The organism is Rhodoferax ferrireducens, from assembly GCF_049302455.1.
Lineage (GTDB): Bacteria > Pseudomonadota > Gammaproteobacteria > Burkholderiales > Burkholderiaceae_C > Rhodoferax > Rhodoferax ferrireducens_B.
Genome location: NZ_JBAQMD010000082.1, coordinates 20,342 through 46,261, shown reverse-complemented (window position 1 = coordinate 46,261; position 25,920 = coordinate 20,342). Strand labels below are relative to the sequence as shown.

Annotated in this window: 26 protein-coding genes; 14 read left to right on the top strand and 12 right to left on the bottom strand. The window is 63.7% G+C overall.

Translation table 11 applies throughout. The features are described from left to right. The first annotated feature begins 24 nt into the window (after positions 1–24). Entirely contained in the window at positions 25–945 is a 921-nt protein-coding gene (locus tag WA157_RS14325; protein WP_422621605.1) for a hypothetical protein, read from the top strand. 75 nt (positions 946–1,020) lie between these two features. After that, on the top strand, positions 1,021–3,054 hold the full coding sequence (locus WA157_RS14320) for a penicillin-binding protein 1A (protein ID WP_422621604.1): 2,034 nt from the start codon (positions 1,021–1,023) through the stop codon (positions 3,052–3,054). Between the two features lie 5 nt (positions 3,055–3,059). On the opposite strand, the gene WA157_RS14315 is transcribed toward WA157_RS14320, so the two are convergent. Both WA157_RS14315 and WA157_RS14310 read right to left on the bottom strand, forming a co-directional pair. Continuing rightward, positions 3,060–3,578 (bottom strand): flavin reductase family protein, encoded by a 519-nt coding sequence (locus WA157_RS14315; RefSeq protein WP_422621603.1) that lies wholly within the window; start codon positions 3,576–3,578, stop codon positions 3,060–3,062. Between the two features lie 108 nt (positions 3,579–3,686). Next, entirely contained in the window at positions 3,687–4,535 is an 849-nt protein-coding gene (locus tag WA157_RS14310; protein ID WP_422621602.1) for a PA4780 family RIO1-like protein kinase, read from the bottom strand. A gap of 120 nt (positions 4,536–4,655) precedes the next feature. On the opposite strand from WA157_RS14310, the gene WA157_RS14305 reads away from it, so the two are divergent. Then, entirely contained in the window at positions 4,656–7,814 is a 3,159-nt protein-coding gene (locus WA157_RS14305) for a bifunctional diguanylate cyclase/phosphodiesterase (RefSeq protein WP_422621601.1), read from the top strand. Positions 7,815–7,818: 4 nt separating this feature from the next. Here WA157_RS14305 and ald read toward each other — a convergent pair whose 3' ends face one another. Further along, positions 7,819–8,934, bottom strand: a complete 1,116-nt coding sequence (gene ald / locus WA157_RS14300; RefSeq protein ID WP_422621600.1) for an alanine dehydrogenase — start codon at positions 8,932–8,934, stop codon at positions 7,819–7,821. A gap of 238 nt (positions 8,935–9,172) precedes the next feature. On the opposite strand from ald, the gene WA157_RS14295 reads away from it, so the two are divergent. Further along, on the top strand, positions 9,173–10,342 hold the full coding sequence (locus WA157_RS14295) for an NAD(P)/FAD-dependent oxidoreductase (protein WP_422621599.1): 1,170 nt from the start codon (positions 9,173–9,175) through the stop codon (positions 10,340–10,342). A gap of 80 nt (positions 10,343–10,422) precedes the next feature. On the opposite strand, the gene rfaE2 is transcribed toward WA157_RS14295, so the two are convergent. Beyond that, positions 10,423–10,935 carry a D-glycero-beta-D-manno-heptose 1-phosphate adenylyltransferase gene (gene rfaE2, locus WA157_RS14290; protein WP_422621598.1) on the bottom strand — a complete coding sequence of 171 codons (513 nt, stop codon included), beginning with the start codon at positions 10,933–10,935 and terminating at the stop codon, positions 10,423–10,425. A gap of 115 nt (positions 10,936–11,050) precedes the next feature. On the opposite strand from rfaE2, the gene WA157_RS14285 reads away from it, so the two are divergent. After that, the gene (locus tag WA157_RS14285; protein WP_422621597.1) at positions 11,051–12,292 is read left to right on the top strand and encodes an HD-GYP domain-containing protein; all 1,242 of its coding nucleotides are present in this window, start codon (positions 11,051–11,053) and stop codon (positions 12,290–12,292) included. Positions 12,293–12,308: 16 nt separating this feature from the next. On the opposite strand, the gene WA157_RS14280 is transcribed toward WA157_RS14285, so the two are convergent. Then, positions 12,309–12,923, bottom strand: coding sequence for a glutathione S-transferase N-terminal domain-containing protein (locus WA157_RS14280; protein WP_422621596.1), 615 nt, complete (start codon positions 12,921–12,923; stop codon positions 12,309–12,311). A gap of 109 nt (positions 12,924–13,032) precedes the next feature. Here WA157_RS14280 and purB point away from each other — a divergent pair, with 109 nt between their 5' ends. The 4 genes from purB to fabG all read left to right on the top strand — a co-directional run bounded on the left by purB (position 13,033) and on the right by fabG (position 16,408). Continuing rightward, entirely contained in the window at positions 13,033–14,412 is a 1,380-nt protein-coding gene (gene purB, locus WA157_RS14275; protein ID WP_422621595.1) for an adenylosuccinate lyase, read from the top strand. A 27-nt stretch (positions 14,413–14,439) separates the two neighbouring features. Continuing rightward, entirely contained in the window at positions 14,440–14,784 is a 345-nt protein-coding gene (locus WA157_RS14270) for a DUF3175 domain-containing protein (protein WP_422621594.1), read from the top strand. A 156-nt stretch (positions 14,785–14,940) separates the two neighbouring features. Next, a complete protein-coding gene (locus WA157_RS14265; protein ID WP_422621593.1) occupies positions 14,941–15,501 on the top strand; it encodes a YaeQ family protein in 561 nt (186 codons plus the stop codon). A gap of 157 nt (positions 15,502–15,658) precedes the next feature. Further along, on the top strand, positions 15,659–16,408 hold the full coding sequence (fabG, locus tag WA157_RS14260; RefSeq protein ID WP_422621592.1) for a 3-oxoacyl-ACP reductase FabG: 750 nt from the start codon (positions 15,659–15,661) through the stop codon (positions 16,406–16,408). Here the strand turns inward: fabG and WA157_RS14255 are convergent. Then, positions 16,360–16,809 carry a DUF3717 domain-containing protein gene (locus WA157_RS14255; RefSeq protein ID WP_422621591.1) on the bottom strand — a complete coding sequence of 150 codons (450 nt, stop codon included), beginning with the start codon at positions 16,807–16,809 and terminating at the stop codon, positions 16,360–16,362. The genes fabG and WA157_RS14255 overlap by 49 nt on opposite strands. Positions 16,810–16,986: 177 nt before the next feature. On the opposite strand from WA157_RS14255, the gene WA157_RS14250 reads away from it, so the two are divergent. The 4 genes from WA157_RS14250 to WA157_RS14235 all read left to right on the top strand — a co-directional run bounded on the left by WA157_RS14250 (position 16,987) and on the right by WA157_RS14235 (position 18,795). Continuing rightward, positions 16,987–17,139 carry a hypothetical protein gene (locus tag WA157_RS14250; RefSeq protein WP_422621590.1) on the top strand — a complete coding sequence of 51 codons (153 nt, stop codon included), beginning with the start codon at positions 16,987–16,989 and terminating at the stop codon, positions 17,137–17,139. A gap of 9 nt (positions 17,140–17,148) precedes the next feature. Then, a complete protein-coding gene (locus WA157_RS14245; protein ID WP_422621589.1) occupies positions 17,149–17,868 on the top strand; it encodes a TerC family protein in 720 nt (239 codons plus the stop codon). After that, entirely contained in the window at positions 17,865–18,347 is a 483-nt protein-coding gene (locus tag WA157_RS14240; protein ID WP_422621588.1) for a hypothetical protein, read from the top strand. The genes WA157_RS14245 and WA157_RS14240 overlap by 4 nt, the downstream gene beginning before the upstream one ends. Positions 18,348–18,441: 94 nt before the next feature. Then, positions 18,442–18,795, top strand: a complete 354-nt coding sequence (locus tag WA157_RS14235) for a phage holin family protein (protein ID WP_422621587.1) — start codon at positions 18,442–18,444, stop codon at positions 18,793–18,795. On the opposite strand, the gene WA157_RS14230 is transcribed toward WA157_RS14235, so the two are convergent. Continuing rightward, positions 18,763–20,325 carry a M48 family metalloprotease gene (locus tag WA157_RS14230; protein WP_422621612.1) on the bottom strand — a complete coding sequence of 521 codons (1,563 nt, stop codon included), beginning with the start codon at positions 20,323–20,325 and terminating at the stop codon, positions 18,763–18,765. The two genes, WA157_RS14235 and WA157_RS14230, sit on opposite strands and share 33 nt — an antisense overlap. A gap of 272 nt (positions 20,326–20,597) precedes the next feature. Between WA157_RS14230 and moaC the strand changes: the two genes are divergently transcribed. Continuing rightward, positions 20,598–21,089 carry a cyclic pyranopterin monophosphate synthase MoaC gene (gene moaC, locus WA157_RS14225; RefSeq protein ID WP_011466300.1) on the top strand — a complete coding sequence of 164 codons (492 nt, stop codon included), beginning with the start codon at positions 20,598–20,600 and terminating at the stop codon, positions 21,087–21,089. An 82-nt stretch (positions 21,090–21,171) separates the two neighbouring features. Here moaC and WA157_RS14220 read toward each other — a convergent pair whose 3' ends face one another. The 5 genes from WA157_RS14220 to WA157_RS14200 all read right to left on the bottom strand — a co-directional run bounded on the left by WA157_RS14220 (position 21,172) and on the right by WA157_RS14200 (position 25,899). Continuing rightward, a complete protein-coding gene (locus tag WA157_RS14220) occupies positions 21,172–21,801 on the bottom strand; it encodes a rhodanese-like domain-containing protein (protein WP_422621586.1) in 630 nt (209 codons plus the stop codon). After that, positions 21,798–22,187, bottom strand: coding sequence for a DUF302 domain-containing protein (locus tag WA157_RS14215; protein WP_422621585.1), 390 nt, complete (start codon positions 22,185–22,187; stop codon positions 21,798–21,800). The genes WA157_RS14220 and WA157_RS14215 overlap by 4 nt, the downstream gene beginning before the upstream one ends. Positions 22,188–22,608: 421 nt before the next feature. Then, a complete protein-coding gene (locus tag WA157_RS14210) occupies positions 22,609–24,159 on the bottom strand; it encodes a Wzy polymerase domain-containing protein (protein WP_422621584.1) in 1,551 nt (516 codons plus the stop codon). Between the two features lie 111 nt (positions 24,160–24,270). Then, a complete protein-coding gene (gnd, locus tag WA157_RS14205; protein ID WP_422621583.1) occupies positions 24,271–25,311 on the bottom strand; it encodes a phosphogluconate dehydrogenase (NAD(+)-dependent, decarboxylating) in 1,041 nt (346 codons plus the stop codon). 21 nt (positions 25,312–25,332) lie between these two features. Next, the gene (locus WA157_RS14200) at positions 25,333–25,899 is read right to left on the bottom strand and encodes a DUF1439 domain-containing protein (RefSeq protein ID WP_422621582.1); all 567 of its coding nucleotides are present in this window, start codon (positions 25,897–25,899) and stop codon (positions 25,333–25,335) included. Between the last annotated feature and the right edge of the window lie 21 nt (positions 25,900–25,920).

Genomic DNA, 25,920 nt, shown 5'->3' with positions numbered 1-25,920 from the left:
ATCATTCGCGAACACAATGCACCGATGTTCAAGATGGTTCAAAAAAACCTGTTGCGTTGGATAAGGTCGTTACGGGTCGTCTGCGTCTGCTTGATGTGCGTGTGCATGGCACACACCGCTGCCGCCGGGCTGGAGACGAATTCGGCCGCATCGCTGCGGGCCAAGTACATGGCCTTGGGCCAGCAACTCAGCAACAATCAATTCAAGCGACCGCTGTATGTTGATTCGGTCGAGTCCCCCAGCAATTTAAGGGGTGATATTTACGCGCTGGTGGATTACCCCTTTGCCGTCGTCAACCAGGCGTTCAACGATCCGTCCCATTGGTGCGACATGTTGATTCTTCACATCAACACAAAATTCTGCCAGGCATCGACCAACCCGGCCGGCAGTGTCCCGGTGGTGCGCATCGGCAAGAAAAACTACCAGCCGCTCATGCAGGCCCAGCGGTTTGAAGTTGCCTACCGTGTTGCCACCACGACGCCCGAGTATTTTGACGTCGGGCTCAGCGCAGACACGGGGCCGCTGGGCACCAGCGACTATCGCATCCGTCTCGAAGCCGTGGCTATTCCAGGCGGCAAGACCTTCCTGCATATCACCTATTCCTATGACTACAATTTTGCCGGGCGGCTTGCCATGCAGGCCTATCTGGCAACCCTTGCGCGCGACAAGGTCGGGGTCACCAGCGTGGGCCAGCCGTCCAGCGGACAGGCCGACTATATTGGCGGCGTGCGGGGCGTGGTGGAGCGCAACACCATGCGTTATTACCTTGCGATCGACGCCTATCTCGGCGCCTTGTCCACGCCGCCTGCGCAGCAGTTCGAAAAACGTCTGCAAAACTGGTTTTCCGCCACCGAGCTGTATCCCCGGCAATTGCATGAAGTGGACCGCGCCACCTACCTCGACATGAAACGGCGTGAGTATCTGCGCCAGCAGACTTCCCCATAGTTTTCCGGCGCTGCGCGGCAAGAAAGTCCGAGCTGCCTAGAATGGCCCGGCCATGATCAAACGACACCACCACCCATGACCCCAGCCCTGCAACGCGCCGCCGCCTTCGCTACCGAGCAGTTTCACCGTCTGCTGGGGGCCACCAGGCGGCATCCTGTGCGGGCCGCTTTGCTGCTGCCAGCGCTGCTGCTGCTTTACGTGCTGGTGCTGATTCCATTCACGCCCGGCATCGGTGACCTGCGCAAGGCCAAGGCTGAAGCACCCTCCGTGCTGCTGGCTCAAGACGGCACGGTGCTGGCCGAGTACAGGCGCATCAACCGCCTGTGGGTGACTTTGGACGAGATTGCGCCGAGCGTGGTGGACGCGTTGATCGCCACCGAAGACCGCCGGTTTTACCAGCACCACGGGATTGACTTTCGCCGCCTGGCAGGCGCCGTTCTGAGCACTTTGGGCGGTGATTTGCAGGGGGGCTCGACCATTACGCAGCAGCTGGCGCGCAACCTGTACCCGGAAGAAATCGGCCGCGCCAACAGCATCACCCGCAAGATCAAGGAGGCGATCACCGCGCTGAAGATCGAGGCGGTGTATTCCAAGCGCGAGATTCTGGAGACCTACCTCAACACCGTGCCTTTTCTGTACAACGCCTTTGGCATCGAGATGGCCGCGCGCACCTATTTCGGCAAGTCCGCCGACAAGCTCGACGTGCTGGAGAGCGCCACGCTGATCGGCATGCTCAAGGGGACGAGCTACTACAACCCCGTGCAGAACCCGGAACGCGCGCAGCAGCGCCGTAACCTGGTGCTGGAGCAGATGGCCAAAGACGGCAAGCTGGCCCCGGACCGCCTTGCCCTGTTGTCCAAACGGCCGCTCAAACTCGATTTTGAGCGGCAGGAGGAGTCGCTGGGACCGGCGCCGCATGTGGCCCAGCACTTGCGGAAATGGCTGATCGACTGGGCCGACCGCAGGGGCTATAACATCGATGCCGATGGCCTGCGGGTGCACACCACCCTGGACGCCAAGTTGCAGAAGGTGGCCAACCAGGCGGTGGCGCGGCAGTTGGCAAGCCTGCAAAAGCTGGCGGACGGGCGGCGCAAGGCCGGGCAGGAGCGCGCGGTGCTGCAGGCCGGCTTTCTGGCGCTGGACCCGCGCGATGGCGCCGTGCGGGCCTGGGTGGGCAGCCGCGATTATGCGCAGGAGCAGTTTGACCATGTGAGCCAGGCGCGGCGCCAGCCGGGCTCGACCTTCAAGCCTTTTGTCTATGGCGCGGCGTTCATGCAGGGTTTCGACCCGTCCTACACCTTGATTGATCAGCCGGTAGCGATCTCGTCGCCGGGCAGCGAGGTCTGGACACCCAGCGATGCAACGCCGCCCAGTGGTATGCCCATCAGCCTGCGCGACGGGCTGGTGTATTCCAAAAACACCATCACCGCCCAGCTGATGCAACAAGTGGGGCCGGCCCGCGTCGGGCAGTTGGCGCGGGCCATGGGGGTGCGCCAGAGCAAGCTGGATCTGGTGCCCTCGCTCGCCCTGGGCACCAGCCCCGTCACGCTGATCGAGATGGTGGCAGCTTACGGCACCATTGCCAATGGCGGCAATTACCTGCAGCCGTTTTTGGTGCTGCGCGTGGAAGACCGCAACGGCCAGTTGCTGGAGCAGTTCGAGCCCGTCAGGGAGCCCGAGCCGGCCATGCCACGCGCGCAGGCGCTGACCCTGGTGAACGTGATGCGCGGCGTGATTGACGAGGGCACGGGTGCGGCCATTCGCCACCGTTACGGCATCCAGGCCGACCTGGCCGGCAAGACCGGCACCACACAAGACAACACCGACGGCTGGTTCATCATGATGAATCCGCAACTGGTGGCGGGCGCCAGGGTCGGCTTTAACGACAACAGCGTGACGATGGGGTCCTGGGGCCAGGGCGCCCGCAGCGCGCTGCCCATGGTGGGCGAGGTGTTCCAGCAGGCTTTTCGCAACCGCTGGCTTGACTCGAAGGTCGAATTCGACATTCCGCGCCCGCCGCCGCCACCGCCTGCGGAGCCGGACAATCCGTTCAACGGAATCGTGGACGATGTGCTGGGCGGGCTCCTGCGTCGGCTGCGCGGGGAGTGAGGGTTTTACAGCGGGTGCTCGGTGTAGAACTTGCCCCCGTGAAACAACAGGGGCGAGGCACCGGCGCGGTGGCTGCAGCGTTCCACTTCACCAACAAAGATCACATGGTCGCCTTCCTCGTAGCGGCTGCGGTTGAAGCACTCAAACGTGGCCGCCGCACCCACCAGCAGCGGCGCACCACTCACGCCCGGCACAAACTCGACGTTGGCAAAGCGGTCCACGTCGCGCGCGGCAAACTGTTGGGCCAGCGCTTTTTGCTGCGCGCTCAAGATGTTGATGGCGTAGTGCGAGCCGGTGCTGAAGGCCGGTAGCGACGCGGCGGCCCGAGCTAGGCTCCACAGCACCAGGGGCGGGTCGAGCGACACCGAGTTGAACGAGTTGGCGGTGAGTCCGACCAGCGCGCCATCCGGGGTGCGGGCGGTGACGATCGTCACCCCGGTGGCAAACGTGCCCAGGGCGACGCGAAACTCGGAGGCAGAAAAATTGGGGGCTTGCGCCTGGCGGCGCCGATCAGACAGAGACATGCGCCCAATTTACCCGAAATAGCAGCCCGGCTCGTGCTGCCGCCGTAAAACAGGGGGTGACACCAAGGGCAAGCCGCAGTCGCCACCGGCGCGGCGGGCTCATCAACGTCAGCGCGGCAACTGCTGGCGCAGGCGGCGCGCCGTCTCCTCGGCCTGGGCGTCGCCAATCTCGCGCAGCACGCCGCTCACATTCACGGCGCCTTTTTTGTGCTGGAAGCGGCCGCTGAGCGCCACCTCGGGGCTCAGCAGACCGCGCTGGTACAGGTCCCATATCTCATGCCCGTAATCGGTCTGCAGCAGTTCGGGTGCGAACTGGCCGAAGAAGCTGCGCAGGTTGTTCACATCGCGCAGCAGCATGCGCTGAGCATGCTGGTTGCCCGCCGCGTCCACCGCCTGCGGCAGGTCAATGATGACCGGGCCGTCCAAGCCCAGCAGAATGTTGAATTCAGACAAATCGCCGTGCACCACACCGGCGCACAGCATGCGCACCACTTCAAGCAGCAGCGTGGCGTGGTGCGTGCGCGCCTGCTCGGGCTCAAGCGTGACATCGTTCAGGCGCGGCGCCGCGTCGCCAGCGGCGTCGGTCACCAGCTCCATCAGCAGCACGCCTTCAATAAAGTTGTGCGGCTTGGGCACACGCACCCCGGCGTCGGCCAGCCGGTACAACGCATCCACCTCGGCGCTTTGCCAGGCTGCCTCGGCCGCCTCGCGGCCAAAGCGCGTGCCCTTGGCCATGGCGCGGGCCTGGCGCGAATTCTTGACCTTGCGGTTTTCGGTGTAGTCCACCGCCTGGCGAAAGCTGCGCTGGGTCGCTTCCTTGTAGATTTTGGCGCACCAGGTTTCATTGGCGCGGCGCACCACGTAAACGGTGGCTTCCTTGCCACTCATCAGCTGGCGCACCACGGTGTCGATCAGGCCTTCTTCGATGAGCGATTGCAGTCTTGCGGGTGGTTTCATGGACGGTATTTTGCACTGTGTGGCGCTGGGCCGCGACGTGTCAGCCGTCGCTATACTGCACGCCGGGGACAAAAACGTGACCACGCAATCACTGATTTGCGTCGCAATTCTGGAAGACCAATGACCGGTTCCGAGGGTAACAGCGGCATACCTGCCACGGTGTCTGCGCAGCAGTCGCTCAAAACCAAAGTCACGCTGATTACGCTGCTGGTCTTTGTGCTGAGTCTGTGGTCGCTGTCGTATTACGCCAGCCGCATGTTGCGCCAGGACATGCAGCTGCTGCTCGGTGAGCAGCAGTTCACGACCGTGTCGCTGGTGGCCGCCCAAGTGAATCAGGCGCTGGAAGATCGGGTCAGTGCCCTGGAAACCGTGGCGCGCACGATGGAGCCAGCGCTGCTGAACAACCCGCAGGCGTTGCAGACATTCCTGGAGCAGAAGGTTGTTTTGGGCACGCGGTTCAATGCCGGCATGCAGGTTCTCGGACCTGATGGCGTGGCGCTGGCGGCGGTGCCTGCGGGCGCACGCGTTGGCGGCGATCCGGCACAACATGTGGCCGTGCAGGCGGCCCTGCAACACAAAAAAACCACGGTCGGTGACCCTTGGGTCGAGCCAGGGCTCCAGCACGCGGTGTTTCCCATCGCCGCCGCGATTCGGGATGGGCAGGGGCAGGTCATTGGCGCTTTGGTCGGCAGCACCGACTTGGGGCAACCTAATTTTTTGGGCCGGATGATCGAACGTCGCCACGGCAAGACCGGGGGCTATGTGCTGATTGCAGCGCAGCAGCGCCGGGTGCTCGCCGCCACTGACAAAAGCCGGGTCATGGAAGTCCTGCCCGCGCCCGGTGGCAACGCAACGATTGATCGCTTTCTTCAGGGCGAGGAGGGCTCGGCCGTCATGCGCAATCCGCTCGGGATCGAGATACTGGCCTCCGACAAAGGCATTCCGGCAGCGGGGTGGGTGCTGGCTGCGGTGCTGCCCACCGTCGAGGCCTTTGCCCCGGTGCGCGCCATGCAACAGCGCATGCTGCTCGCCACCGGTCTGTTGACGCTGCTGGCGGGCGTAGTGGTCTGGTGGACGATTCGGCGCCAGCTGGCGCCGCTGCTGTCCACCGCGCGGCGGCTGGCGGCCATGGCCGATGAAAAACAAACGCTGCGAGCCTTGCCGGTGACCCACCCGGATGAAATTGGCCAGGTTGTCAAAGGTTTCAATCGCCTGCTGGGCACCTTGGGTCAGCGCGAGGCCTTGTTGCAGCAAATCCTCGACACGTCGAGCGTGGCGATTTTTCTGCTGGATCGTCAAGGCTGCATCACGAAAGCCAACCAGCGCATGGCCACGCTGTTTGGCCACCCGCTCCATGAATTGCAGGGCATGGAATACGTGGCGCTGGTGCACCCCACGCAGCGCGAGACCGGGCGCCGGACGATGCTGGCCCTGCTGGACAGCGCCCTCCAGTCAGTGGACCTGGAGCGACTGTATTGGCGCGCCGACCAGACCGAGTTCTGGGGCCGCCTGACCGGCCAGCGTTTTGTGGATGCCAACGGTGAAGAACAAGGCCTGGTCGGTGTGATTGCCGACATTACCCAGCGCCGCCAGGCAGAAGCCGAGCTGCGCATCGCCGCCATTGCCTTCGAGTCGGAGCAGGGCATGACCATTACCGACCCGCAAGGTGTGATGCTGCGCGTTAACCGGGCCTTCTGCGCGATTACCGGCTACAGCGCGGCGGAGGCGGTCGGCCAGAACCCGCGCCTGCTCAGCTCCGGACGCCACGACGCCGCCTTTTATGCCGCCATGTGGGACAGCCTGGTGCGTGAGGGTGCCTGGCAGGGCGAAATTTGGAACCGGCGCAAAAACGGCGAGGTGTTTCCTGAATGGCTCACCATCAGCGCGGTCAAGGACCCGGCCGGGCAAGCGACCCACTATGTGGCCACATTTACCGACCTCAGCACGCGCAAGTCGGCGGAGGATCAGATCAAGAGTCTGGCTTTTTATGACACCCTGACCGGTTTGCCCAACCGCCGCCTGCTGCTGGATCGGCTGAAACAAGCGCTGGCCAGCGGTGCGCGGCACCGGCGCCAAGGCGCGCTGATGTACATTGACCTGGATGACTTCAAGACCCTCAACAACACCTACGGCCACGAGGTGGGCGACCAGTTGCTGCAGGAGGTGGCGCAGCGTTTGAACCACTGTCTGCGCGCGGGCGACACGGTGGCGCGTCCGGGCGGTGACTCCTTTGTGGTGCTGCTGGAGGCACTGAGCACGAACTTGGTGGAGGCCGCAAGCGAGGCCGAAAATACCGGTGAAAAAATCCGGCTCGCGCTCAGCCAGCCGTATCAGATCGCCCATCATGCGCATCGCAGCACGGCCAGCATCGGCGTCACCCTGTTTGACGACCGGCAGCAAGAAGGCATTGACGAGCCCTTGAAACGGGCTGAACTGGCCATGTACCAAGCCAAGACGGCCGGGCGCAACACCTTGCGCTTTTTTGACCCGCAGATGCAGACCGCCGTCATGGCCATGGCGGCGCTGGAAGCCGATTTGCGCGAGGCGGTGCGCAGCAACCAGTTTCTTCTGTACTACCAGGCCCAGGTCAGCGGTGAGCGCCAGGTTACCGGCGTGGAAGCGCTGGTGCGCTGGCAGCATCCGGTGCGCGGTCTGGTGCCGCCGGCCGAGTTCATCCCGCTGGCCGAGCAGACCGGCCTGATATTGCCGCTGGGCCAATGGGTGCTGGAAACCGCCTGCGCCCAGTTGGCGGCCTGGGCCAGCCAGCCCGAGCGCGCGCAGCTCACCGTGGCGGTCAATGTCAGCGCCTTGCAGTTTCACCAGGGCGACTTTGTGGCGCAGGTGCTGGCGACCCTCAAGCGCACCGGCGCCGACCCGCAGCGCCTCAAACTTGAACTCACGGAGAGCTTGCTGGTGCACGATGCAGAAGACGTCATCGCCAAGATGATCACCCTGAAAGAACAGGGCGTGGGCTTCTCGCTGGACGACTTTGGCACCGGTTATTCATCGCTGTCTTACCTCAAGCGGCTGCCGCTGAACCAACTCAAAATCGACCAGGGTTTTGTGCGCGACATCCTGCACGATGCCAACGACGCCGCCATCGCCAAGATGGTCGTCGCGCTGGCCGATACCTTGGGCCTGTCGGTGATCGCCGAGGGGGTGGAAACCGAGGCCCAGCGCGACTTCCTGGCGGCCCAGGGTTGCCACGCTTATCAGGGCCATTTGTACAGCCGCGCGCTGCCGATTGATGCGTTCGAGGCGTTCATGCGGCAGGTTTGAGGCCTCAAGCCAGCAAGGTGTCGGCGTTCACGTAGGTGTAGCCCAGCGCTTTGGCGACCGCTTCATAGGTGACATGGCCGTTGGCCACGTTCAGGCCGTTTTTCAAATGCGGGTCGTCTCTGAGCGCCTGTTTCCAGCCTTTGTCAGCCAAGGCCACGGCGTGTGCAATGGTGGCGTTGTTGAGGGCAAAGGTGGAGGTGCGGGCCACCGCGCCGGGCATGTTGGCCACGCAGTAATGCACCACGCCGTCCACCATGAACGTGGGCTCGGTGTGGGTGGTGGCGTGTGAGGTCTCGAAGCAGCCGCCCTGGTCAATCGCCACGTCCACCACCACGGCGCCTTTTTTCATGCGGGCAATCATGCTGCGCGTCACCAGCTTGGGTGCGGCGGCGCCCGGAATCAGCACCCCGCCGATCACCAGGTCGGCGTCGAGCACGGCCTCTTCGACACTGTGCGCGCTGGAGTACACGGTATTGATGCGGTTGCCAAACACCAGATCGAGCTGGCGCAGGCGGTCCACGCTCTTGTCGAGCACCGTCACCCGCGCGCCCATACCCACCGCCATTTGCAGCGCGTGCGTGCCGACCACACCGGCGCCGATGATCACCACATGGGCCGCAGGCACACCGGGCACGCCGCCGAGCAGGATCCCCAGGCCGCCCTTGGATTTTTCCAGATGCGCCGCACCGGCCTGCACCGCCATGCGCCCGGCCACTTCACTCATGGGCGCCAGCAAGGGCAGACCGCCACCGGGGCCGGTGATGGTTTCGTAGGCAATACACACCGCGCCCGACTTGATCAGGGCAGCGGCCTGTTCCGGGTCGGGCGCCAGGTGCAGGTAGGTGTACAGAATCTGCCCGGGGCGCAACATGGCGCACTCCTGCGGCTGCGGCTCCTTGACCTTGACGATCATCTCAGCCTGGGCAAACACCGTCGCCGCGTCAAGGGCCAGCGTGGCGCCCGCCGCCTCGTATTGCGCGTCGCTCAGGCCGATGTCGGCGCCAGCGCCGCGTTGCACCAGCACCTGGTGGCCGTGCGTGCTGAGCTCACGCACGCTGGCCGGGGTCAGGCCGACGCGGTATTCATGGTTCTTGATTTCTTTGGGTAGTCCGACCAGCATGTTGTTCTCCAGAATAGTTGTAAAAGGTGGCCGTGTGCAGGTTGACGGCCGCATTCATGGCGGACTTCATCCGTCGATGAACGCAAATATTTTCGGACTTCAATGGCCGGTTGGGGTGGTTTGGAGATGGTTTCATCAATCATTAGTTATGTGAATGAAAACTCGATTAGTCTTATTTTTGTAGAAATGAGATGTCTTTTGCCAGACACTGCAATTTTTCACCAACAAGCTACTCCCCATGTCCCATCAGGCTGACTTCATCATCATTGGCGGCGGTATTGCCGCTGCTTCGGTCGCTTACTGGCTGGCGCCGCACGGACGCGTCATTGTGCTGGAGCGCGAGTCTCAGCCGGGCTACCACGCCACCGGACGCTCGGCCGCGATCTTCATGGAAAGTTATGGCACGGCGCAAGTGCGCGCCCTCACCATGGCCAGCCGGGCCTTCCTGCAAGCGCCTCCAGAGGGCTTCAGCGAGCATGCCTTGCTGTCACCGCGCGGTGCGCTGCTGGTGGCCGCGCCGGGGCAAGAGGCCTTGCTGGCCGAAAAATGGGACACCATGCACGCCCTGATTCCCAGTACCCAGTTGCTTGACCGCGCCGCGACCTGTGCGCTGGTGCCCGCGCTGCGCCCGGAGCAGGTAGCGGGCGCGGTGTATGAACCCGATGCTGCTGACATGGACGTGGACGCGCTCTTACAGGGTTATCTGCGCGGGCTGCGCCGCGCCGGTGGCTCTTTGATTTGTGATGCCGAGGTCACCGCGCTGGAACACACCGGCGGGCGCTGGCGGGTGCAGGCGGGCGGCGCCAGTTACGAGGCCCCGGTGGTGCTTAATGCCGCCGGCGCCTGGGCCGATGAAGTGGCCGGCATGGCGGGCGTGCAGCCCATCGGGCTGGAGCCGCGTCGGCGCTCGGCCTTCATCTTTGCGCCGCCGGCAGAATTCACCACCGCCCACTGGCCCATGGCCATCGGCATGAGCGAGGACTGGTACTTCAAGCCCGAAGCGGGCCTGTTGCTGGGCTCGTCCGCCAATGCCGACCCGACGCTGCCGCAGGACGTGCAGGCCGAAGAGATGGACGTGGCGCTGGGTATGTACCGCATCGAGGAGGTCACCACCTTCAGCATCCGCCGGCCCACGCGCACCTGGGCCGGGCTGCGCTCGTTCGTGGCCGATGGCGACCTGGTTGGCGGTTTTGCCACCGAGCCGAACGGCTTTTTCTGGGTTGCCGCGCAAGGCGGCTACGGCATCCAGACCTCCGCCGCCATGGGCGAAGCCTGCGCCGCCCTGGTGCGCGGCCTGCCTTTGCCGGAGCACATTGCGGCCCATGGCCTGACGCCTGAGATGCTGGCGCCGCAACGGCTGCTGGATCAGCAAGCCAAGGCGTTGGAAGAGGAAGCGGTTTGTGCTTGAGGCGCGTGCCGTCAATCCGGTGCTGTAAAAACAATAGCTGCTGACGCATACCAGGCGGGGGCTACGGCCCTGTTTCGCCTTTAACCCTGCCGAATCTTGCGCACCAGCGCGGTGGTCGAGTAGCCGTCCACAAACGGCAGCGCCAGCGCGCGCCCGCCATAGGCCTGCACCACCTGGGTTTCAGCCAGCTTGCTCATGTCGTAGTCCCCGCCCTTGACCAGAATGTCGGGCTTGATTTGCGTGATCAGGGCCAAAGGCGTGTCTTCGTCAAACCAGGTCACCAGGCTGGTCGCGGCCAGCGCGGCCATGACCAAGGCGCGGTCCGCCTCGTTGTTGAGCGGGCGGTCCGGCCCCTTGCCCAGGCGCCGGGCAGAGGCGTCGGTGTTGAGCGCCACCAGCAGACTGGCCCCCAGCGCGCGCGCCTGCGCCAGATACAGCACATGGCCGCGGTGCAGCACGTCAAACACGCCGTTGGTAAACACCAGCGGTCGGGGCAGCTGGGCCAGGCGGGCCAGCAGTTGGGCTGGCGCACAAATTTTGTCGGTCAGGGCCGCGACGCCGCTAACGGCGGAAATAGGGGGTTTTTTGCGCATGACTTTGATGCTAGCAGGCTCGCCACATCCTGTAAGCTCATGCTGGCCAGCGCTTGGGGTCGGACGACCCTGCGCTCATCAGATTTTTGCGTGCATGGGCATAATCCACCACTTCATGAACCTCGTTACTGTCAGCATCGACTCTGTTCTCATTGGTCGGCCGCTGCCGTTTGCGCTGTGGGACGAGAGCGGCGTCTTGCTGGCGCCCAAGGGCTTCGTGGTGAAGAGCCGGGCGGACCTGGACTCCATCTGCGACAAACGCGGCCCGCTGTTCAGGGACGCGGCCGACTCCGACACCTACCAACGCGCCTATGTCGGCAAACTTCACAGTCTGGTGCGCCAGGAAAAGCCCCTGGGACAAATTGCAGAGAGCCAGTTTTCCACCTTTGAACTGGAAAGCAGCCGCGCCACCCGCGATACCACCGGCACCGATGAGCCCGATTGGCTGGACCTGCAGGGCCAGACCCAGACCATGCTGCTGGATGTCAATCCGGCCAGTTTTTGCGCCCGCCTGGACAAGTTGCAGGCCCAGCTCAGCCGGCATTTGCGCCATAACCCGGACGGCACCCTGTTTGCCCTGATTCACCTCTCGGGCAGTGAGATGCAGCTCTACAGCGCCACCCATGCCCTGCTGGTGAGCGCCATGTGCAGTCTGGCCGCGCGTGAGGTGCTGAAATGGCCCGCCGCGCTGGAGACGCTGCTGGGCAAGGCGGCGCTGACCATGAACATCGGCATGACCGACCTGCAGAACCGTCTGGCCATGCAAACGACCGAGCCGAGCCCCGAGCAGCGCACGGCCATCGACGAGCACGCGGCGCTTGCCGTGACCTTGCTCAAACAGCTGGGCATCACCGCCCCGCTCTGGCTGGAGGCTGTTCTTCACCACCACACCAAAACGCCGGGTCCGCTGGCGGGGCGCAGCGAAGGTCAGCGCATGGCGCGCCTGATCCAGCGCGCCGACATGTTTGCGGCCTGTCTGGCGCCGCGCGCGACGCGCGCAGCCAAGTCGCCTGCCAACGCCATGCAGGCCAGTTATTTTGATGAAAACCGCCAGATCGACGAAGCCGGCGCGGCGCTGATCAAGGCCGTGGGCATTTACTCGCCGGGCACCTATGTGCGCCTGGCAACCGACGAGATCGCGGTGGTGATCAAACGCGGCGCCAACACCACCACCCCGCGCGTGGCCGTGCTGATCAACCGCAGCGGCATGCCCACCGGCGAGCTCATTGTGCGTGACACCAGCAAGCGCGAATTTCGCATCGTTATCGGGGTGGCGCAACGCGACGTCAAGGTGAAAATCAACCTGGAACGCCTGCTTGCCTTGACCAAGCTACCCAGCACCGACCGTCCCTGGTAGCGGGCGGTTGTGCCTGTTAAACCGGGCGGGTATCGGCAAAACTGGGGCGCAGCATCAGCTTGTCATACAGCTTGAGCAAGTTGGGGTTGTCACTGCGCCAGTCGATGTCCGGAAAGCGGAAATCGAGATAACCCAGCGTGACGCCGACGGCAATGTCGGCCAGGCTCAGGTAAATGCCGACACAAAAAGGTTTGTCGCCCAGCCCCAGGCTCATGGCCTTGATGCACGCTTGCACCTTGCCCAGTTGACGATCAATCCAGGCCGTGCTGCGCTGCGCCTTGGTGCGCCCAGCCCAGGTGGCCTCCAGCCGCGCCAGAATGGCGGCGTCCAGCACGCCATCGGCCATCGCCTCCCAGGTCTTGACCTCGGCGCGTTCCCGGCCCACGGCGGGAATCAGCTTGCCCACGGGTGACAGGGTGTCGAGGTATTCCACAATCACGCGGGAGTCAAAAATGGCTTCGCCGCCTTCCATGACCAGGCAGGGCACCTTGCCCAGCGGGTTGGAGTCGGCAATCGAGGTCTGCGGCGCCCACACATCTTCCGTGACAAATTCGTAGTCAAGTTTCTTTTCAGCCATGACGACGCGTACTTTGCGTACATAGGGGCTGGTGTTGGATCCGATTAATTTCATGGGCTGGAGTTGCGTTCAGGCGGCGGTCTTAAGACCATGATTCTATACAGCAGCCTTCATTCTGGCTGACGCCAGTGCGCGAGGCGGGCGCACACTCTACAATTTGCCCATGAACTTTTCATCAATCTCAGCCCTCTCGCCACTGGATGGCCGCTATTGCGCCAAACTTGGCAAATTGCGCCCCATCATGAGTGAGATGGGCTATATGCAGCGCCGCGTGCAGGTCGAAGTGGCCTGGTTCATCGCCCTGAGCGATTGCGGTTTCGCCGAATTCAAGCCCTTGACCCCCGGCGCACGCACTTACCTGCTGGGCCTGGTCAAGAATTTCTCCGAAGCTGACGGTGACGCCATCAAGGAGATCGAGAAAACGACCAACCACGATGTCAAGGCGGTGGAATACTGGATCAAGTCCAAGTTTGAAGCCCGTCCCGAACTGCTCGCGGCCCAGGAGTTCGTGCACTTTGCCTGCACCAGCGAAGACATCAACAACACCAGCCATGCATTGCAACTCAAAGCCGGGCGCGATCTGGTGCTGCTGCCCGCGCTCGATGCCATCATCGCCAAACTGCGCGAGATGGCGCATGCCTTTGCCGACGTGTCCATGCTCAGCCGCACCCACGGCCAGACCGCCAGTCCGACCACCGTGGGCAAGGAAATTGCCAACGTGGTGGTGCGCTTAGGTGCAGCGCGCGAAAAAATCGCCAGCATCAAGCTGCTGGCCAAGATGAATGGCGCCGTTGGCAACTTCAACGCGCATCTGTCGGCCTGGCCCGACTTTGACTGGGAAGCCTTCAGCCGCAAGGTCATCGAGACCCCGACGCCGCTGGGCCTGGGCCTGACGTTTCAGCCCTACAGCATCCAGATTGAACCGCACGACTACATGGCCGAGCTGTTTGACGCGGTGGCGCGCACCAACACCATCCTGATCGACTGGGCGCGCGATGTCTGGGGCTACGTGAGTCTGGGTTATTTCAAGCAGCGCCTGCGCGAGGGCGAGGTCGGCTCCAGCACCATGCCACACAAGGTCAATCCGATTGATTTCGAGAACGCCGAGGGCAACCTGGGCCTGGCCAATGCGCTCTTACGCCACCTCAGTGAAAAGCTGCCGATTTCCCGCTGGCAGCGCGACCTGACGGACAGCACCGTGTTGCGCAACATGGGTGTGGCGATGGGCTACGCGGTGCTGGCCTACCAGTCGCTCAATACCGGTCTGGGCAAGCTGGAGATCAACGAGGTCGCCATTGCCGCCGACCTGGACGCCTCGTGGGAAGTGATGGCCGAGCCGATTCAGACCGTGATGCGCCGCTTTGGTTTGCCGCAACCCTACGAGCAGCTCAAGAAGTTCACCCGCGGTGAACCGATGACGCGCGAATTGATGCAGGGCTTTATTGCCAAGCTGGAGATACCGCAGGCTGAGAAGCAACGTCTGCTGGCCATGACGCCGGGCAGCTACACCGGCATGGCAGCCGAGCTGGCGCGCCGGGTCTGACCTTTTTATGGTTCGCCTCGAAATCCCATGGCGCAGTCACGCAAGCCCGGCGGGTCATCGAACGAACAAGAGCGGTGGTCTCAGCGCGTCACGCGCGACAGCAATGCCCTGGATCTCGCGCCCGGCGTGTTCACATGGGACGACCCATTCGCGATTGCCCAGTCACTCAAGACCTCCGCCGAGGCCAGCCAGCGTCTAAAGTCGACTCCCTTCCGATCGGCGATGTCGATGCTTACCTTCTATATCAATCGCGCTGGAAACCAACTCTCCGCGCAGCAGCATGCGCGCCTGGAAGCCGCAAAGGACGAACTTCGGGTACTCTTTGATCGCCCTCGCCGTGTCTCACCACCTCCCACCAAGTCACGCAAGTAGCATGCACCGCGCCAGGACGCGCCTGGCCCTTCATCTTCAAATATGGACTCCCGCCAGCCAGCGCACCGCATCAGCTGGCGCCGCTTGGCGAATCGGTTGCAGCCTTGAGGCTTCTGTCCTGTTCCCATCAAAACAACAACACTTTATCTGTCTGCCATGGCCATCAAATCCACCATCTTCAAAGCCAGTCTGCAAATCGCCGACATCGACCACGCCTACTACTTTGACCACCTGCTCACGCTGGCGCGACACCCGAGCGAGACCGACGAGCGCATGATGATTCGGCTGTGCGCGCTGGCGCTGCAGGCGCATCAGCTGCAAACCGTGTGCGGCGGCGACGGCACGCTGGCGTTTGGCGCGGGGCTCTCGGACCCGAACGAGCCCGACGCCTGGCTGCGCGACTACACCGGCCTGACCCGGCTCTGGATCGAAGTCGGCCAGCCCGAAGACAAGCCGCTGCTCAAGGCCTGCAACAAGGCCGACGCGGTGGTGCTGTACTGCTTCAACCACGCCGCCGAGGTCTGGTGGCGCAGCATGGAGGCCAAGCTGGCGCGGCCGCAAAACCTGAGCGTCTGGCGCATCCCCACCGTTGCGGCGCAAGCGCTGATTCCGATGGCACAGCGCAACATGCAGTTGCAGGCCACGATTCAGGAAGGCGTGCTGATGCTGGGTGACGGCACGCTCAACGTGGACATTGAGCCCATCCGCTGGAAATAAATGCCAAATCGGGCTCTAGCCCCCGTGCTTAGGTCGTGATGCGCTATCAATTTCATTGTGAGTTGGTCGAGTCCATCGAGCGGCTCAGCGGTTTCGGGGCGCCGCTGGCGGGCCGCTAAGATGATGGGCTTCACAAGCCAACCTTTCCAAGCTCAACATGACCACTGCCCGCCTGCTCAACAAAGTCTCCCTCATCACCGGTGCCGCCCAAGGCATCGGCTTGGCCACCGCCCTCAAGTTTGCCGCCGAGGGCGCCATCGTCATCGTCTGCGACATCAAACAGGCGGGCGTGGACGGGGCCGTGGCACAGTGCCGCGCCCTGGGCGCCACGGCAGCGGGTTTTGTGGCGGATGTGACCCAGCGCGCCACGATTGACGCCATGGTGGCGAGTGTGAAGGCGCAGTTTGGCCGCATCGACGTGCTGGTCAACAACGCGGGTATCACGCAAGACGCGCGCCTGCAAAAAATGACGCTGGAACAGTTTGACCGCGTCATCGACGTCAACCTGCGTGGTGTCTTTCATTGCGCGCAGGCCGTGGCCGACCTCATGGTGGCGCAGGGCAGCGGCGTGATTCTGAACGCCAGCTCGGTGGTGGGTATTTACGGCAATTTTGGCCAGACCAATTACGCCGCGACCAAGTTTGGCGTGATCGGCTTCACCAAGACTTGGAGCCGCGAGCTGGGCCCCAAGGGTATCCGCGTCAACGCGGTGGCGCCCGGTTTCATCACCACACCGATGGTGGCGGCCATGCCCGAGAAGGTTTTGCAGGACCTGCAGGCCAAAGTGCCGCTCAAACGCCTGGGCAAGCCCGAGGAAATTGCCAACGTCTACGCCTTCTTGGCCAGCGACGAGGCCAGTTATATCAACGGCGCGGTGATTGAAGTGTCGGGCGGCATGTCGCTCTGAGGCGCAGCGCGTTCGGCATAGCGGTTGAAACGCCAGGCCTTGCCCGCCAGTGTGATACGGCGCCAGATCTGGCGCTTCTCGGCCGGGCGTAGCGCCGTCCAGTGCTGCACCTCGGCAAACGTGCGGCCGCAGCCCTTGCATTCTTCATCGCCCTGGCTGGTCGAGCAGATGGCAATGCAGGGTGTGTCGGGCGTGCTGTCATACCAGGCCAGCCAGGCCTGCAGGGCGGCCTGCGGCAGGGTGAACTCATCGACTTCGACCACATGCTGGAACACCATCGCGGCATAGACCTCGGCCAGCGCACGGGTGGGTGTGGCCAGCGCGCCCTCCAAGCTGGCGGGCGCGAGGGCGCGCCAGTAGTTGATGGCGGATTCGATGTCGGTGATGTGTAGCGCAGCCATGGGGAGCGGATCATAGCGGGGGTCAACGGGTTCTGGCTTAACCCCAGGCGGCAAGCGCCATCAAAAACCAGCAACAGCAAAACGACGATTTGGTGGTTTAATCGGCGCCTGAAGGGGAGTAGCTCCCTGTGGGTGCATCGTCAATACGGCAGGCCGAACGCCTGCCCGGTGCACCCGATGAGGCGTATCAAGGGCTGGTTTTTCCAGGCCGTGGTGGGCACCATCGAGCAAGACCTTCGCCATGCACGGGTGGTGCAGCGCGCGAAGCTCGGCTCAAACCAGCATCAGCGCATTGCACAGCCGGTGTTGACCAACACAAAAAATTATTAAGGTTTTGCCATGGAATTATTTTCTGCCGCCTGGTGGTCCGCCCTGCTGGCCATTGTTTTGATCGACCTGGTGCTGGCCGGCGACAACGCCATCGTCATTGCGCTGGCGGCACGCAATTTGCCGGCTCCCCTTAAGACCAAAGCCATTGTGTGGGGCACCGTGGGCGCCATTGTGGTGCGCTCCGTCATGACGGTGGGCGTGGTCTGGCTGCTCAAGATCCCCGGCCTGATGGGGGTCGGCGGCCTGGGGCTGGTGTGGATTGCCTACCAACTGCTGGCCGAGGACGAGGGCAAGGAACACGACGGCCCGGTCGTCAGCACCTTTTGGGGCGCCATGAAGACCATCATCGTCGCCGACGCGCTGATGGGCGTGGACAACGTGCTGGGCGTGGCCGGGGCCGCGCACGGCGCCTTTGACCTGGTCATCATCGGCCTGTTGATCAGTGTGCCGATTGTGGTGTTTGGCAGCACGGTGGTGCTGAAACTGGTCGAGCGTTTTCCGGCCATCATCCAGATCGGCGCGGCCGTGCTGGCCTTTACCGCCGCCAAAATGATCGTCAACGAGCCGCTGCTGGCCAGCCTGTTTGGCAACGCCAGCGAGCCGCTGGAGGCGATTCAGCGCGTCGCCCGCTGGGGCACCTACGCGGTGGCGGTGGCGGGTGTGCTGGGCGCAGGCTGGTGGCGCAAGCGCCAGGCGAGCCCGGACCCGGCCGCTAAAATCCAGCCGTGACCGACCTACTTCTCGACCCCGACAGCAAAATCGAACAACCCCGACTGTGGCGCGACAACGGCTGGACCGCCCGCGTGATCAAGAATGAAGACGACGACGGCTGGGCCGTGGCCATGATCAAGGACGGTGAACCCGAGCCTGCCTTGATTGGCCCGTGGACCATGGGGCGCGACAAGAAGAACCCGAAACCGCTGGACGGCAATGCCTTTTATACGCTGGTCAAAACCGCCGCGGAATTTGTGCGCCGCCACGAGCAGCAACTGCACGCCACGCTGCACCAAAGCATCACCGTGACGGCCAAAAATGCCCGCGTGACCGTGCTGCTTGACATCGTGCCCGATGACGACAACCCTTCTGCCACCTTGACGGCGCAGGATGAGGCTGGGACTGAGTTGGCGCAGCTGCGCGTGTCGCCGGGCTTCAAGCTCAATCGCAGCAGCGCCACGGCCTGGGCGGACGGCGGTTTCCAGAAGCCCTGAAAGAAATAAAAAAAGCGTCAGGCCAGACTTAAAAGCACCGCGGGGCGTTGACAACCGTCATGCCTTGCCCGCTGTCGGGTGCTATTCTTGCGCCATGAAACTCATCACCAAATGGCTGCTCAGTGCCGCCGCCCTGCTCGCCGTGGCTTATCTTTACAGCGGGGTTGTGGTCGACAGCTTCGGCGCTGCGCTGATTGCCGCGTTGGTCATTGGCCTCTTTAACATGCTGCTCCGCCCGGTGCTGGTGCTGCTGACACTGCCGGTGACGGTGATCACGCTCGGGCTCTTTTTGTTTGTCATCAACGCACTGATGTTCTGGTCCGCCGCGGGTGTGCTCAGTGGCTTTCACGTGCGCGGCTTTGGCGCGGCGCTGTGGGGCTCGCTGATCTACTCGGTGTTTGGCGTCGTGATCGACTCAGCGATCGAGCGTCTGTTCTTTAAGCAGTGATTGCACCTGCCGTTGGCGCGTGTCGATGATGGACGCGTCGATGTGGTCGGCCGCTGCCTGGCCGCCATGCTGCTGGTGTGAAACCGCCTGCGCCGCCTTGAAGCGGTCCAGCGCCGCCGCGTAATCCAGCCGTGCCACCTGGGCTTCGGCGTCCGCGCGCAGGGCGCGCAGGGTCTGGTGCTGCGCGCCCAGCACGCTTGACAGCAGCTGCCAGGCCTGCGCATCGCGCGGGTGCGCAGCGACCCAGGTTTGCAGGCGCACCGCGACCGCCGCGATCGCGGCGCTGCCGCCAGCCGGGTCAGTCGGCCCAGCTGGGCCCGCTTGCAGGGCGATCTGCGCCGCCAGCAGCAGCTCCGGGCGCCGCGTGGTCGATGCCTGGTCCTGCGCGGTGACCGCACCGGGCGCAGCCGCCGCGGTGAGGAGGGTGTTCAAGACCGTTTGCGCGCCGGCGGCATCACCCGCGCGCAAGGCGATTTCGGCCTGCAGCAGCCGCGCCAGGCGCGTCGCGCTGGCATCGCCCGTCACCAAGCCACGCAAGTGCTCCAGGTCAATGCGTGCCTGGGCAAAGTCGCGCAACTGGCTGGCGGCCAGCGCGGCGCCATACCAGACGCCCGCCTGCCGGGGCGCAGCCTGGGTGCTCAGGCCGGCACTGGCGGCATCAAGCTGCCAAGCCCTCAATGCATCGACGTCGACGTTGGACAGCACCCGGGCGCGCGCCGCCACCAGGGCGTGTTCCAGCGTCAGTGGGGCTTTGACCGGCCCTGGCGCGGCCAGGCCCTGACGCGCCTGCATGTCGGCGATGCGCTCGGTCGTGAGCGGGTGGCTGCGCAAGTAAGGGTAGGCGCCGTTGTCGGTGAGGCGCGAGGCCTGTTGCAGCTTGTCAAACATCGAGACAAAACCCTGCGCTTTAAAGCCGGCCTCGGTCATGATGCCAAAGCCCACGCGGTCGGCCTCGCGCTCCATGTCGCGCGAGAAATTGAGCTGGTTTTGCGCCGCTACCGCCTGGCCGCCCACGATCAGCGCATTGCCGGCATCGGCACTTTTGCCCGCCGCCAGCGCACCCAGCACCATGGCGCCAATCATCCAGGGTGCCATTTGCCCCTGCTTGGACATCAGGCGCGAAATATGGCGCTGCGTGACGTGGCTGAGTTCGTGCCCCAGGACCGAGGCCAGCTCGTCGCGGTTGCTGACCACGGCAATCAGCCCCAGGTGCACGCCCAGGTAGCCGCCCGGCAGGGCAAAGGCGTTGACCGTGCGGTCGCGCCCCAGCATGACCTCCCAGGCGAAACGCTCGGCCAGTTCGGGCGACAGGTCACCGCGCGCGCGCGCTGCCGCCAGCAGCGGTTGCCAGACGCCCTGCACGTACTCGGCCAGCACCGGGTCGTCCAGGTAGTCCGGGTCGCGGTAGATTTCACGCGCGATGCGATCCCCCAGGCGGCGCTCGTCGCTGCTGCCCATGGTGCTGGTGTCGCCCAGCGTCGGGATCTGGGCGCCCGTGGACTGGGCGCGTGCCGGGCTCAGGTCGGCCATGCCAAAAGCTACTATAACGATAGCTAACAACGCCTTGTTGACGGGGGCCAGAGCCTTGTTTGATGTAATATTTTTGGTCAAAATAAATACCGTCGATGTAATTTCAGTGGGCAGCGGCGCGGTGACAGGATGGCACGGTTCGGTCGCTCAACGTGGGGCGGGTCTCCTCAGACCCGACACGCCAGCCCGTGCATCGTATGATGCGCGGCGAAGATGAAGGTTCTGTCAAGTTGGCGCCTGCCCGTAATTTTTAACTGTAACGAATTTCTTCCATGAACGCACTCACCCATTTTGACGCCCAGGGCCAGGCCCACATGGTAGACGTGGCCGGCAAGGCCGCGACCCACCGCATCGGCATCGCCGGTGGCCGCATTGAGATGCTGCCCAGCACGCTGGCCATCATTGAGGCCGGCACGGCGAAGAAAGGCGATGTGCTGGGCATTGCACGCATTGCCGGCATCATGGCGGCCAAGAAAACCAGCGAGCTGATCCCCTTGTGCCATCCGCTGGCACTGACCCGAGTTGCTATTGATTTTGAAACCGACCAAGCCGATGAGACGCGGGCCAGCAGCATCTTCTGTACCGCAACGGTGGAGACCGTGGGCGCCACCGGCGTCGAGATGGAGGCGCTGACCGCCGTGCAGGTGGCGCTCTTGACCATTTACGACATGTGCAAGGCCGTGGACCGCGGCATGGTGATGACCGGTATCAAGCTGCTGGAGAAACACGGCGGCAAGTCGGGCAGTTTTGTCAACGGCACTTAAGTCGTTGATATAGAGGGAACGTTCTGCCTCTCTTGAGACTGCGGCCCGACTGAAGTGCACACGCTTGCGCGAAGACGCTGTATCAATGGTCCACTGGCTTGAGCGTGGTCAGCCCGAGGCTTTCCCAATCCTGCATACCGCCTCGATACCACAGGATTTTGTGCGGCGGATAGCCGATTTTCAGTAGACCCTTGATCGTGGTCGGCGACTGTCCGCACCAGGAGCCGTTGCAGAACAGAACCAGCGTCTTGACTTGGTTGAAATCCAGGAAGCCATCGCGCTGCCTGACGCCCAGTTGGTTTTCCAGAATGGCCTGCACGGCGATCTGGTCCGATTTTCCGATGTCAAGCGTATCCCACGGGATGTTCACGGTCCCGGGGATGACGCCTTTTTCCACCCAGGCCTTGGTGCGCGAGTCGATGACCAGCATGGACGCGTCGCCGTCGCTGGTCTTCTTGAGAAAGTGCAACACTTCGAGTTCCGCGATGGTTTTCACGCCAGGCGCCAGTTCACTGGGCTGGATGCAGAATGGCGGGCATTTGCGCGCCGTCTTGGCATATTCCGGATTGATGGCATTGTCCGGATTCTGATTGCGCATGATCGTCACCAGGCGGCCCAGGTGCATGACGTCCACCGACGCCAGATCGGCGCTAATGTTGACCTCCAAAGCCGGGGTCGTGGCCGACGCCGCGGGCGGTGGCTCGCTCTTCATGTCTGGAGACTCGCGCTGACCCGGTGCAAAAGTGCCAGTACTTCCTTGCCAATGGCATGCACTTGCGGTTTGTCAACCAGGCCCAGCACGGCCTCGGGGTCCATGAACGCCACCGTGATGGCGCCATCAGCTTCTTCACGCACCACCACGTTGCACGGCAGCAGCAGGCCGATATCAGGATCGGCCTCGATCGCGCGGTGGGCGAGTGGCGGGTTGCACGCGCCGAGTATGCGATACGGCAGGTGTTCTATGTTGAGCTTGGTTTTCAACGTCGCCCTGACATCAATGTCGGTGAGCACGCCGAACCCTTTCTTTTTCAGTGCCTCGGTGACCTGCGCAACAGCGGTATCAAACGGGGCCTTTAATTGAATGCTGAATCCGTACATAAATCGACTCCTTGAAGGTGGTGAAAATATCAATTGAACGCCGTGATCTGGATTTGACGAACCGGGCCGAGCTTTTCTGGCAGACGGCACGAAAAACCTGACACACATCGACATGCCCGCTCAACCCATTCGCATCAGCACCTTCAGCGCAGGCACGGCTCAAGCTCGCAACGGGACATTGAAGTTGACTTTGCGCCATCATGTTGGCGTTGTCTGTGCGCCAGCGAACACGTCGCGAGATTCCTTCTTGAGCTGGCCGAAGTCCAGCGCTTGCCAGCGCGGGCGTGGTGGCGACGCACCGGGTCGCGCTTGCGGTGCCGCTCCTTCAGTGGGCCGGGGCGGCCCAGCTTGGTTATTCCTTCAGGGTATGCAGTTCACCAATGTGCCATTCAGGCAGTCAATGGTGTTTTCTGGATCAGCTTCAGTTTTGCCTGGTGAGGGTGCCGGATGCCCCGCCTGCCCGGTTGCCGGGAAACGCCGCCTGGTAACGCAGCCGGTAAAACTGCGCTTCGTCGGCGCGCCCGAGCAGCGTGGCGCTGTCGATCAGTTTTTCAATCACGCGCGGCTCGGGAGAGAAGTGCAGCAGGTCCAGGGCCAATTGGTGCAGGTGCGCCGCATTGGCGGCTGTCAATGCGGTGGTGGTGAGCTCGGCAAAGCGCAGCTGGTCCTGAAATAGCCAACTGCTTTGAATCTTTTCCAACGGGTGCGTGCGATAGGCCTCAGCGCGCATTTTGGGGCTCAGGTAAAGCTGACTGACGCGCTGGTAGTCCCAGGCGGTGTAGGCCACAAATACTATCATTAAAGTAGCTACTAACGAAGGCAGGACGGTGGCTAGCGGCTCAAATGGCCAAAATGATTGGGATGACAAGGGTGCTGCCGGGCGCCACAGCAGCCAGGCGCTCAGGCCAAACGCCACTTGGAACGGCCCGTACCACAGCGGGTACTCCAGCAAGCTGTGCAGCAGGATCAAGCCCAGCACCGACCAAGCCAGTTGCCGCGTCGGGTCCAACTCACGCCAGGGTTTGGCGCGCAGGGTCAGCCACAGGCCGGTGCCGCACAGCGCCGCTGCCAGCGGCAGGCCTAGCTCGACCGCCAGATGCAGCGGCAGGTTGTGGGCGTTGTCCAGAATGTCGCAAAAGCGCCGGCCGGGGTAGAGCGTGATGAAGTGGGCGTAGTCGAGCTCGCCCCAGCCCCAGCCTAACCCCGGTTTTTGCGCGATCAGGTGCAGCACATTGCCCCACAAGGTCAGGCGGCTGGCGCAGTGCGGGTCACCTTGCTGCAGACGCGCCAGCATGCCGCTGGCATGGAGATCCTGGCCCACCAACAGCGGCAATGCCAGCGCACCCAGCGCGTAGGCCAGCACGGCCACCAGCAGCACCCGGCGCACGGCGGGCCGGCGCCAGCCACTGGCGCGCCAGACCCCGGCCAGCAGCGTCAGCAGCAGCAATTGCACCATGCCGGTGCGCGACGAGGACGCCGCGTTGCCCAGCGCCAGCAAGGCCGCAGCCGCCAGCGGCGCTAGCGTGCGCCAGCCGAGGAACGATGGACGCGCGGCGCCATCACCCGTGGCGGATGTGACTGGACCCTGCGCCAGCCACCACCACAAGGCCGCCAGGCCGATATTGGTCAGCGTGGCAAATTGGTTGCGCTGGCGCAGGTTGGCATATGCCTCGCCCAGGCCGGTGCTGTTGACCCAGGGCTCCAACGCACCGGTCGCCCCAAAATACTGCAGCAAGCCCAGCAGCGCACTCAGCAGCGCCACCAACAGCCAGGCGCTGGCCGCCAAGGCCGCCACCTGGGCCGGGCGTGCTCTTGCCAGCCATGGCAGCATGACCGCGAAACCCGCCAGCGCGGCAAGCCAGGGCACGACGTTCGGCGTCGGTCCCGGTGAAAACGGATTCAGCCAGGGCAGTGCCAAGCCCAGGAAGGCCAGTGCAGGCAGCAGCGTGGGGCGGTCGACGGCGTGCGGCATTCTTATGATGTTTTAGGCCTCTAGCCCCCGTGTTCATTGAGAAGATAGCTACTATTTAGATAGTATATTCGAGCCTGATCATCTGGGCGTCCAGTGCGTCGGGTTGCCGTTTCATTTTTGCGATGTGGTCGTCTCTTTGTGGGCGGGCTTCTCGACATGGCCGCCAAACTCATGACGCATCGCCGATTGCACGCGGTCGGCAAAATCGGCCTGGCCGCGCGAGCCAAAACGCGCGTACAGCGCCGCACTCAACACAGGTGCCGGCACCGCCTCGTCAATGGCCGCCTGGATCGTCCAGCGGCCTTCTCCAGAGTCGGAGACGCGACCCTCGAAGCCGTCCAGGCCCGGATCGGCGGCCAGCGCGGCGGCCGTCAGGTCGAGCAGCCAGGAGCCGATCACGCTGCCACGCCGCCAGACCTCGGCGATCTCGGGCAAGTCCATCTCGTACTGGTACAGCGCGGGCGCGCGCAGCGGTGTGGTTTCCGCGTCCACCTCGGCGGCGTGCTTGCCCATGTTGGCGTGGCGCAAAATGTTCAAGCCCTCGGCATACGCGGCCATGACACCGTACTCGATGCCGTTGTGCACCATCTTGACAAAGTGGCCGGCGCCGTGCGGACCGCAGTGCAGCCAGCCCTGGTCGGCGCTGCCGCTGTCAGGTCGGCGCCCCGGTGTCGGTGTGGCGCTGCCCGCGCCCGGCGCCAGTGTCTTGAACACGGGGGTGAGCCGTTGCACCGCGTCGTCATCACCGCCGATCATCAGGCAGAAACCGCGCTCAAGTCCGGCCACGCCGCCGCTGGTGCCCACGTCGACATGGTGGATGCCCAAGGCCTGCAACGCTGCCGCGCGGCGGATGTCGTCAGGGTAGTAGGAGTTGCCGCCGTCGATGACGATGTCGCCGGCGCCGAGCAGCGGCACCAATTCGGCCAGCAGCGCGTCAACGGCCGCCGCTGGCACCATCAACCACAGCGTACGCGGTTGCGGCAAGGCTGTGACCAGCTGCTGTAGCGAGGCCGTGCCAATCGCCCCGAGTGCAACCAGTCGCTCAAGCGCCTGCGGGTGCTGGTCGTGGATGACACAGTCGTGGCCCCCGCGCATCAGCCGCGTGGTCATGCTGGCACCCATGCGGCCAAGTCCGATCATGCCGATTTTCATTTTGAGGCTCCTGTTTTGCTGTCACAGCGGCTTGGTCACAAAGTCAATCACCAGGCCCTTGTCTGTCACCGTGATGCTGCCCGGCTGCATCCCCATGACATCGGCCAGGGCCAGGTCCTGCGGGCGCAATTGGTGCAACACCACCTCGCGCAGGGACTGCGCGGCCAGGGCCGGCCCATAGGCGTTCAGCAACTCGGATGCCGCAGGCTGCAGGCCGGCGACGCGCAAGTGCTTGAAGCGCAATTGGTAGGCGCGAAGGGTGCGGTCGCTGGCCTCGTAGCGCAATGCAAAGTCCACATCGAACGTGCCCGTGTGGCGGCGCTCAAGCGCCGGGCCGGTGGCCTCGACCGCCATCTCGGCGTTCACGCGGTTCTGCTCGGGCAACAGGCGCAGGCGCGGCGCCTGCAGGTCCAGATTCAGCAGGCCCGCCACCGGATAACGCAGCGGAAAACGTAGTGCCACCGCCTGCTGCAGTTGTGCGGCAGACACGGTGTAGTGGGGCGGGGGCTGGTCGTCCGGCAGTGCCGCCCAGGCAAGCTCACTGAGCGCCAGGCAAGGCACTGCGGTCAAAAAGAATCTGCGTTGCATCCAGGGTCTCCGTAGCACATC